This is a genomic window from Clostridium sp. 1001270J_160509_D11 (genome assembly GCF_015667935.1).
GTDB lineage: Bacteria > Bacillota > Clostridia > Peptostreptococcales > Peptostreptococcaceae > Intestinibacter.
Map to the genome: position 1 here is coordinate 1 of NZ_JADPET010000143.1, position 7,550 is coordinate 7,550.

The 7,550-nt window shown below is 26.6% G+C and carries 6 protein-coding genes; 2 read left to right on the forward strand and 4 right to left on the reverse strand.

The window, feature by feature from the left end; genetic code table 11:
* Positions 1–155: 155 nt before the first annotated feature.
* Entirely contained in the window at positions 156–1,037 is an 882-nt protein-coding gene (locus I4U58_RS11530; protein ID WP_195931495.1) for a hypothetical protein, read from the reverse strand.
* A 235-nt stretch (positions 1,038–1,272) separates the two neighbouring features.
* Positions 1,273–3,729, reverse strand: a complete 2,457-nt coding sequence (recQ, locus tag I4U58_RS11535; RefSeq protein ID WP_195931496.1) for a DNA helicase RecQ — start codon at positions 3,727–3,729, stop codon at positions 1,273–1,275.
* 293 nt (positions 3,730–4,022) lie between these two features.
* On the opposite strand from recQ, the gene I4U58_RS14165 reads away from it, so the two are divergent.
* Together I4U58_RS14165 and I4U58_RS11545 are read left to right on the forward strand one after the other, a co-directional pair.
* Positions 4,023–4,400 (forward strand): helix-turn-helix transcriptional regulator, encoded by a 378-nt coding sequence (locus I4U58_RS14165; protein ID WP_007286114.1) that lies wholly within the window; start codon positions 4,023–4,025, stop codon positions 4,398–4,400.
* Positions 4,401–4,438: 38 nt separating this feature from the next.
* Positions 4,439–4,852 (forward strand): ImmA/IrrE family metallo-endopeptidase, encoded by a 414-nt coding sequence (locus I4U58_RS11545; RefSeq protein WP_195931497.1) that lies wholly within the window; start codon positions 4,439–4,441, stop codon positions 4,850–4,852.
* A gap of 39 nt (positions 4,853–4,891) precedes the next feature.
* Here the strand turns inward: I4U58_RS11545 and I4U58_RS11550 are convergent, their stop codons facing one another.
* Together I4U58_RS11550 and I4U58_RS11555 are read right to left on the reverse strand one after the other, a co-directional pair.
* Positions 4,892–5,536, reverse strand: coding sequence for an endonuclease/exonuclease/phosphatase family protein (locus tag I4U58_RS11550; RefSeq protein WP_195931498.1), 645 nt, complete (start codon positions 5,534–5,536; stop codon positions 4,892–4,894).
* A 328-nt stretch (positions 5,537–5,864) separates the two neighbouring features.
* On the reverse strand, positions 5,865–7,334 hold the full coding sequence (locus I4U58_RS11555) for a GIY-YIG nuclease family protein (RefSeq protein WP_195931499.1): 1,470 nt from the start codon (positions 7,332–7,334) through the stop codon (positions 5,865–5,867).
* Positions 7,335–7,550 lie beyond the last annotated feature (216 nt).

A 7,550-nucleotide genomic window follows, 5' to 3' on the forward strand; every position in this document is an offset into this window, starting at 1 on the left:
TCTTGGATATAAAACACCTGCAGAGGTCTTCGCTGCAACATAAACATAAAATGTTGCACTTATATTGACAATCTATCATATATAAAAATGGGCTATATCAGAATAAGTTTTTAATTATTCTGATATAGCCCATTTCAAATTTAAATTATTTTATTTTAATAATATTCATTTCCTGTTGCTTCAAATGCTTGTTTAAATGCATTCATGAAAATTGTTTTACCTTGTTCTTTATATTGTCCTAAAGGTGTATCATTTTCTGTATCTTCGTATGCTTTTTCTGCAAATTTACTTGGGGCAGTATCTGAACCATATTCAAAGTAGAATTCTACATATGTTTCTCCTGCAGTTGCTATTTGTTTTTTAAGTTCATCATTAAAATCTATTTTGCTACTATCAAATCCTTGATCTTCATCATTATCGTTTGATGTATTGTTATCTTCCTTTTTAGATGATTCTTCTTTTTTAGCTGAAATTTCATCTAATTTATCGTTACAAGTTTTTAATAACTCGTTACATTCTTTTAATTTATCAATATATTCTGATTTACCATCAAGTTCTTCAATTATGTATCCTAATTTAACTTTAGCATTCATATACTCTTCTTCAGCCATAAGCTCTTTAACTTCAGCTATTTTCTTCTCTATTTGTTCTTTAAAACTTAAACTATCTTGTTCTTTTTTTAGTTTTTCACACTCAGATTTTAATTTTTTAGCTGCATCTCTAGCTACTGAACTCTCGCTATCACTATCCATTATTTTTTCACATAACTCAATAGCTTCATCATATAGTTTATGTTTCATTTTTGCTTGAACTTGTAAAAGTTGTTCTACTTGTTTATATAAAGAAGTTGCTTCTTTATCATCCTCTTTCTCTACAAGAGCTCTATCAAAGAAGTCTAGTGCATCTTCATATGATTCTTGTTTTACAGCTTCTTGCCCACTTTGCATATATTGGTCGTATTTTTTATTTGTTTTATTACAACCAGTAAGTACAAACATGCATACCATCATCAAAGCTAGCAATTTTTTAAATTTCATCAATACCCTCACTCCAATCTCATTAAATTTTAATTCTTTAATTAAGTTACGATTTTGCGCAACATACAGAATTTCCCCTGTATAAATGTTTTTTTCCATATACAATTATACTACTAAATCTACATTTTTGAATAAAAAAATTCATTTTTTATGATTTTCGTAATCTTTTTTTATAAATTTTAATATAATTTATACTTATATTTTAATTTCTGTAATTTAAATATTTTTACTGTATTTAAGCTGTTATGTATCTTTCTATTATAACTGCTCTGATACTTTCATATCTAATATAGTCTGGGAGTGAGTTTTTTATATCCCTCATTTTATCTTCACCGAATTTATTTATGCTTTTTTCGATTAACTCTTTTTCATCTTCACAATAATACACTGATGGATTAAATTTGAAGTGAAGTTCATTGTCTTCTTTTATATAGTCGTATATAAAACCTAAAATAGAATATACTGATGTTTCTAATTTATTGCTTATAGTTTTTACATCCATTCCTTGATTTAATAAATCTAGAGCTATTTCTTTAGGCTTTCTGCTTTCTCCATCTATAATTAATTTCTTTTTCTTCTTTTCTCTCCAGTTTACTTTTATATTATTTTCTTCTACATAATTATTGACTACTTGTATTATTTCATCACCGTATTTATCTATTTTCTTTGGACCTAGTCCAGATATATCGCTTAATTTTTCTGTATCTAGTGGATATCTTCCGCTTATTTCTTTTAATGTGTTTTTAGGCATTACCATGTGGTATGGAATACTTTCAATTCGTGCATATTTTGCCCTTATAGTTTTTAATAATTCATATAAGTTCTTATCTGTTTTAACTTCAAAGAACTCTTTATCATCTTCATCAATATTATTTTGTTTTTCAATTAATTCATTTTTATTTATGTTTTTATCTTGCATATATGTTTCAATTGCATCTATAAAGTTTTGTCCATATCTTTCGTATTTAACTTGTCCAATACCTGAAATATTTAATAGTTCTTGCTGTGTAGTTGGATAAGTATTTGCCATTGATAGTAATGTTGCATCTCCAAACACCATATATGGAGCAATTTTTTCATTTACTGCTATTGTCTTTCTTAAGTCTGCTAAAACTTCAAATAACTCATTTTTATTATTTGATTCTTTTGCTACTTTTACCTCTTTAAATTCAACTTTTATCTCACCTTTTAATACTTTTAAAGATTGTTTATTCATAGATATAGTAGGAAAACTTCCTCTAGTACCTAGATTTTCTTTTATATCTAAAAATCCATGAGAAATTAAAGTGTTTATAAAAGTCTTTAATCCCTCATTGCTGTAGTCTTTCATTATTCCATAAGTGCTAAGTTTATCAAATCCAAGTTCTAATACTTTTTTATTTTTAGATCCTCTAAGAACATCAACAACCATAGTTAATCCATAATTTCTCTTCATTCTGTATATGCATGAAATTACCTTTTGAGCATCTAGTGTTTTGTCTATAATTTGACCTTCAGTTAAGCAATTACTACAATTGTCACATTTGCCTAGCATAACTTCTCCAAAATACTCTAGTATACTTTTTCTATAACATGAATTGCTATAAACTAAGTCTACTATTTGTTGAAGTTTGTTATATTGTATAGTCTTTCTAGAAACACTCTCTGTTCCTACTTCTATAAGATATTTTTGTGTGTGGACATCTCCCGGTGTAAAAAGTAATATACACTCGCTATTTTCGCCATCCCTACCAGCTCTACCTATTTCTTGATAATAGTTTTCTATACTTTGTGGCATGTTGTAATGTATTACCCATCTTATATTAGGCTTATCTATTCCCATACCAAATGCATTTGTTGCAACTATTATATTTGCATCGTCATTTATAAATTTATCTTGATTTAGCTTTCTGTCTTCATTTGACATACCTGCATGATACTTAAGTACGTCTATATTCCTTTTTAAAAGACCTTCATAAATCTTTTCGACTTCTTTTCTTGTTGCAGCATAAATTATACCGCTTTCTGATTTATGATTTTCTATATATTCTAGTAGGTATTTATTTTTAGCTGATGATTTAACTATATTTATGTATAAATTTTCTCTATCAAAACCTGTTATAAATATTTTAGGCTCTATAAGATCTAACATATTTAAAATATCTTTTCTGACTTCTGTCGATGCAGTTGCAGTAAATGTGGTAACTATAGGTCTAGTTTTTAAATTTCTTATAAAGTATGGTATCTTTTTGTATGAAACTCTAAAATCGTGACCCCATTGAGATATACAATGTGCCTCGTCTATTGCAATTTGTGCTATGTTTTTATTTTGAATTATATTTAAAAATTCTGTGCTTTCTAATCTTTCTGGTGCAACATATATAATCTTATACTTATCATTTGTTATATTTTCTAAAATTTGATTGTAATCTTCTGATGAAAGTGAACTATTTATATAGCTAGCATCTATCCCCATTGATGTCAAAGAGTCTACTTGGTCCTTCATAAGTGATATTAATGGAGATATTACAATAGTTAGTCCATCCATACAAAGCGCAGGAACTTGGTAACAAAGTGACTTTCCTCCACCTGTAGGCATTATTGCTAATACATCTTCTCCGTTTAATATAGTATTTATGATTTCTTCTTGACCCTTTCTAAAACTCTTATATCCATAATACTTTTGTAATATATCTAATATCTTTTCATTCATAATAATTCTCCTCATCTAAATCTATTTCCGCTCATATTTTTATTTGATTTATGTCCATCAACCGTACGTAATATACCTTATTATAAAGATTTTTACTATGAAATATTATACTACAATTATTTTATATCTATTTACTTTATTTTTCATCTCAAATACTTTGTAAAGAAATCCCACTTCCTTTTGTGTTATTTATTGAAAATAATACACGTTTCGTGTTACACTATTACCATAGGAATTATTTACATAATTTTTCTTTTGATTCTTAATTAAGAGCAGTAAAGGAGGGATCAGCCATGTTTGGACAAAATCTGAAAAAGTTAAGAACATCAAAAAATCTCAGTCAATCTAAACTAAGTAAAATATTAGGAATATCAAGCAGCACTATTGGAATGTATGAACAAGGTAGGCGATTTCCTGACCAAACTATTTTAACTAAAATAGCGGATTTTTTCGATGTATCAACCGATTACTTACTTGGGCGTAATCCACAAAATCCTCCAACAGAGTTTAACAATGCCACTGATGCTATGGAATTCATTTTAAAATTGCCGACTGTTATGGCATATGGTGGTTATGATGCTACCAAATTATCAGACGAGGAGATAATCGATTTCGCCAATGACTTATTGCAACAAATCGAATTAATTAGCTATAAATATAAGAAAAAATAACAAGTAAAACGATAACTTATCGGAGGGAGGGTAATTTATTGAGTAGTAATAAGATTAAACAGGCCGTTGACAATTTAAAAGCAACATATAATACAAATAACCCCTTTGTAATCTGTGACCACTTGGGTATTACTGTTAGAGAACGAAATTTTAACGAATCTCGCAAAGCTTATTTTGTATCTATTTATGGTCAGCCTTCTATTACAATCAATTCTAATTACATAGAAAAATCGAAAAATATATTATGTGCTCACGAGCTAGGACATATAATATTGGGACATACTGGTGTGAATAACTTTGAATCTGAAAACCAGGAGGCTGAAAGGGAAGCGAACTTATTTGCTCTTTATATGCTTTTTGATGAAAATGATTTTGACATGAAATTTGAAAATATGACAAGTTACTTAATTAAATATACATTAGATAGGAATATAAAATTAGCTAAGAAATAATAAAAGCACTTCTCAGTGCTTTTTTTAATATTTATATAACTATGAAAAATCAACTATTATTGGAAAGTGATCTGACATATATACCTTATCCACTTCATATGAAGTAATATTCAAGTTCGTATCTTCAAAACAATAGTCTATTCTACTATTTAAAAAAGTTGGTATGTTGTCTTTATTTAATTTCATAGATACGTCCTCAAAGTTATTAAGATATATATTCTTTTCATTAAAGTCCCCACAAATTATATTCCCTATAAGATTTTCAATATTTCCATTTAAATTTATATTTATAAAATCTAAAATTTCATCTATTTGTTTAACACGTTCATATTTATCAAGACCGAGATGTGTATTGATAACATTTAAATACCCATCATCATTTATTTTTACTTTTATATGTGCAAATCCCCTTTGTTCTTTTTTGCTAGTAAGCAGCACATGATTTTGTGCTACTATTTTATATTTTGTAAGTATACAAACTCCAAATTCTTTATCCACAACATTTTCAGCAAAAATACCATCCATTCTTAGTCTAAACTTTATTTTTTTATACTGTGAATATAAAACTTCTTGAAGACAGATTATATCGCTTTGTTGTTGTTTTAAATAAGCAATAATCTCATTTAATGTTGGATTTTTTTCTTTATCAGTTCCTGAATGTATATTGTAACAAATAACTCTCATATTATCCCCCCATATTTTAAGAACATCTTATATGATAAATTATATTCTAATATGCCTTTATATTTAATTTATTTCAAAAATTAAATACCGATACTTCTTAGAGTAGTTACCCTAAAAAATATCGGTCTATATATTTATAATTGAGCTCAATTGTGCAAATTTAAATATATAGTTATATTATCCACACAATATTAAATTCTATACATTTTTATTAAAATTTTTTAATTTATTTATCTATTAGATAAACTTAAAGCTCTTTATCTTTTTATAAATTCCATCTTTATTATAAATTTTCATATTCAAATCGAATGTATCCTCAAAATTCAATTTAATATAATTCTTCTGGATCCATATTTTCAGTATATTTTTCAGCCATTTCATTTAAATACTTTTTAAACTCTCTTCTATCCATTTCTGGTTTCATCTCAGTTTCTTCAAGTATTTCAAATGTAAATGATTTTGCCCCGTATTTGTTCCAGTCTTTTTGAAGTTTTATATTTAAGCAGCTATTTACCGAAACAGAGAAATTAAATCTATTTTGCATAGATTGTAAATCTACTTCCCCTTTAATTAAACTCTTTTTACTTTCTGTATTAGTTATTTTATAAACTCCACCTGTTGTCTTCTTTTCTTTATATTCATAAATAGCTTGTTTACGTTTTTCATTTTTCATATCATCTTCACCACCTTCATATTTTTGAATATCTATACTTCTTTCTCTAACATTTTTTATAATTTGCTTATCAATTTTTTCTAAAATATTTTCAAACTTATTTGTATTTAAGTCTACATTTATATTTCCTAAAGTATTAGCTTTATTTTCTTTTTCTATATTTTTAGCTAAGTCATCAACTTCATTTTCTGTTATTTCTACTTTATTTTTATTATTTTGTTCTTCTAGAGCCTTTTTCTTGTTTCTGCTTTTTATAACATTTGCACAATTTCTACAAGAAGGCGAACAGTATTTTTCTCGCTCTGTTTTTGCAAAGAATGCTTTATTGCAGTAATTACAACGGTTTAATATCCTATCTTCATCCATTATAGCAAATGCATAAATCATATCCATAGCTGACTGTAGAGAGTCGAAATTCCAATTAATTTGAGGTCTATCAAACATTGCTAGTGTAAATCCTATTTTATTTGGATTAAATTTATCTGGCATTATTTCAACTGCTTCAGTTAAATTGCTATTTTTATAAATTATCATTTGGTTTAAATTTTCTGATATATTTTTTGCATATTCTAGAATCCATTCTACACGCTCTGCATAGAATTTTGAAAATACTATATCTAAAACTAACGGCTTTTTACCGTAAAACTGTGGAGAATCTTCTGCTTTTACAACAGTTAGATGTTTATCAAATTCTCTAGTATATAAATCATCCTCACCTGCAAATGGCGTGAATAGTTTTATATAATCCTCAGACTTCATTATGTTAGTATCTAAGTTTAAAGTGCTGCTTATAATATTATTTTGTGAAAATATTACATTATCTTCTCCAACTATATCTCGATTGTATACACTAGAAGTTATAAGCCCTAGTAATCCGTAGTGTTTTACAAACACTATTAATTTATTGTATAAAGTATCTTGACTTTCATTTTTTAAAACTAAGTCACCTAAGTCGATTAAATCAAATAATATATTGCTCGATTTTTCAAAAGGATCATAAATTGTATATTTACTGTCTTCTGATGGAACAATATATATACTTCCATTTGAATTTTCTCTCAAGTCATAATTATCGTATTTTATCCACTTGCTTTTGAAGTTTTTTAAGTAAAACTGATTTTTCATATTTTGCTCCTCTCTTTTTGCGTTTTATTATTTATTATATGTTTATTTTATATATGTGTTAATATATTTTTATATTAATTATATTAACACATAGTAATATTTATTACAATATTTTTTTGTTATAAAGAAAAATACTTAAGTATTTATCTCTAATAATATAACATTTTTTATTGAAAATTGCTAGGTTTTTCGCATTAATAATAATTAGTGTAAAAA